The sequence below is a fragment of the Lachnoclostridium sp. Marseille-P6806 genome, assembly GCF_964238185.1.
GTDB lineage: Bacteria > Bacillota > Clostridia > Lachnospirales > Lachnospiraceae > Brotaphodocola.
This window is the reverse complement of the sequence record NZ_CAXSLG010000021.1, coordinates 210-2,733: the sequence shown is the minus strand read 5'-3', so window position 1 is coordinate 2,733 and position 2,524 is coordinate 210. Positions and strand designations below refer to the sequence as shown.

General features: G+C 43.2%; 1 protein-coding gene and 1 pseudogene. Both read right to left on the bottom strand.

Translation table 11 applies throughout. From position 1 onward, the window contains the following. Positions 1-68: 68 nt before the first annotated feature. Positions 69-413, bottom strand: a complete 345-nt coding sequence (locus ACESON_RS15150) for a hypothetical protein (protein WP_373110756.1) — start codon at positions 411-413, stop codon at positions 69-71. Between the two features lie 412 nt (positions 414-825). Next, positions 826-2,524, bottom strand: a pseudogene (locus ACESON_RS15145) (hypothetical protein); the annotation flags it as partial.

Sequence of the window (2,524 nt, the reverse complement as noted above, 5' to 3'; positions counted from 1 at the left end):
GCATACAATAATTCTCAGCTTTTGGCTACCTTAACCCACCGTCTAAAGCCAGTGGGATTGCGGTAGCCTTATTTCAACTGTTTTTTACTAAGAATGGTTCGCAGCACCTCCTCTGTACACTCCGGATTTTTCAGTACTGCCCGCATAAAGCTATCGCTCATCAGTGTAAGATCTTTTAGAACATCTCGGTATCTTTCATAACGCTCTTCCTGTTCCTGATCCAGTCCCTGTTCTAACTCCTCCTTTGGAACAGAATCTTGCATATGTACAGGCGTATGCTCTTCTGAAATACTGAGTTCGCTTTTGTCAATTGTGTTTGTGGAAATTGGCAGGGCTTCTGCCTCATGTTTGAATGCCGGACTGCTCCTTTGTTCTTGCTTCCGGCTACCTTTCTTTGACTGTTTCTGTCTCATTCTTCGCCTCCTGTCTGTTATGGCAGAAAGCATTTTCTCTGCCTTCTGCATTTGTAAGCGCTGCAGAAGACAAGCTTTTTCAAGGTCTTCTGCTTCATAAATTAGTGATTGTAAGCATAGACCTTTCTAAATGATTCCAAGACAGAACCGGACGGGCCATCAGCCCTTAGAAATATAAGAAATGTAATATGCTATTTTTAGTTTAACACAGGAATTTCTTCCATGCAAGTGCAATTATAAGACGTGATCCAAAATCTCCAAGTTAAAAAATCAGGATTTTTCTCTGAAATAAGAGAAATTAATTCAGATTTTAGGGTAAAACGAGCGGAAGTGCCGCTCATCACCACTTCATGATGATGAAACGACACTTCCGTATACTCGTTTAAAATATTGGCATATCAAATGCTCTTTTTTACTGATTCAGCAATTCAGCCGGAACCTGTGCGTTGGAATCCAGAGCGCCGAAGGTACCAGTTGTGGTATCATTGAAGTAATACCACTGATTGCCAATCTTGTTCCATCCAGTGTACATTCTTCCGAAGGTACCGTCATGAACATCGTGCAGATAGTACTTATTGCCATTCTCCTCGAACCATCCGGATACCAGATAGCCGGTGTTATCGAAATAGTACCAATCCTTCTTGTTCTGCCACTCCAGATAATACCAGCCGCCCTTAGCATAGGTATTATCGCTGAATGGATACCACCAACCGGTAGAATCCAGAATCCAACGTCCGTTGGTCAGCTTATTTGCTGTACCTACGCTTCTGGTGCCGCCGCCGGAACCGCTTCCACCGCCGGAGCCGCTGCCGCCGCCGCTGCTTCTTCTAGTAAGATCCAGAGTAATAGCATAGGTCTCACCGAACTCAACTTCAGTCGGCTCCATAGCCTTCTTCAGCTTATATCCGGTCGGGATATTCAGGCTTACATTCTCAGAAGTAAAGGTATAGGACTCGCCCTTCTTACCTCTTACAGTAATATCCTCAGAAGCAATTTCCTTGTAATTAAAGATATAGGAAATATGCAGAGTAGCATCAGCCATCTCCTCCGGATTCAGCTTCTTAACCTGAAGAACAACATCACGAGATGTACCATACGGTACTTCGATGCCATTGAATGCATCTACCAGTACATATCCTTCTGGAACTTTCAGCTCATGAATTCTGAAGATATAGCTTCCGCCTAACAAACCAGAAGCAGCTGCATCACTGTCGCCAACTACTACATCACCATCTTTGTAGGTTACATGAAGAGTTGCAGCAGCAATCTTAGAAGCCTCAACAACCTCTACTACAACATCCTTGGATGCGCCAAAGTCAACAACAACATCTTCAAAGGAACCTGCCAGATTATAGCCAGCCGGTACAGTCAGATCTTTTGCAGTAAAGGTATATGCCTCACCAGCTTCGCCAGTAGCAGCAACTGTCTCTTTACCAACTTCTACATCGCCAAATTTGTAGATTACATTCAGAACTGCTGTCTTCTCATCTGGGGTCTCACCAGTTTTCTTTCTTACTTCTACGTTTACAGTATCATTCTCGCCGAAGTATACATCACCTACAATGCAAAGTTCATAGCCAGCCGGTACTGCTGTAAGAATGCTTGTGTTGAAGTATGTTGCATCTGCTGCTACTTTGATTGCTTCGATTCCGTTCTCGAACGGCATCTTTGTCTCTTCATCAATGTAGCTTACATATACAGTTTTCTCTTCTACTTCTGCTTTCTTTCTTACTTCTACGTTTACAGTGTCATTCTCGCCGAAGTATACATCTCCTGTAACGCAAAGCTCATAGCCAGCCGGTACTTTTGTAAGGATACTTGTATTGAAAGAAGTTGCATCTGCTGCTACTTTGATTGCTTCGATTCCGTTTTCGAACGGCATCTTTGTCTCTTCGTCAATGTAGCTTACATATACGGTTTTCTCTTCTACTTCTGCTTTCTTTCTTACTTCTACGTTTACAGTGTCATTCTCGCCGAAGTATACATCACCTGTAACGCAAAGCTCATAGCCAGCCGGTACTTTTGTAAGGATGCTTGTATTGAAAGAAGTTGCATCTGCTGCTACTTTGATTGCTTCGATTCCGTTTTCGAACGGCATCTTTGTCTCTTCG

Excerpts from the sequence above, each read along its gene's own strand:
- ACESON_RS15150 (WP_373110756.1), bottom strand. The coding sequence starts at position 413 with ATGAGACAGAAACAGTCAAAGAAAGGTAGCCGGAAGCAAGAACAAAGG.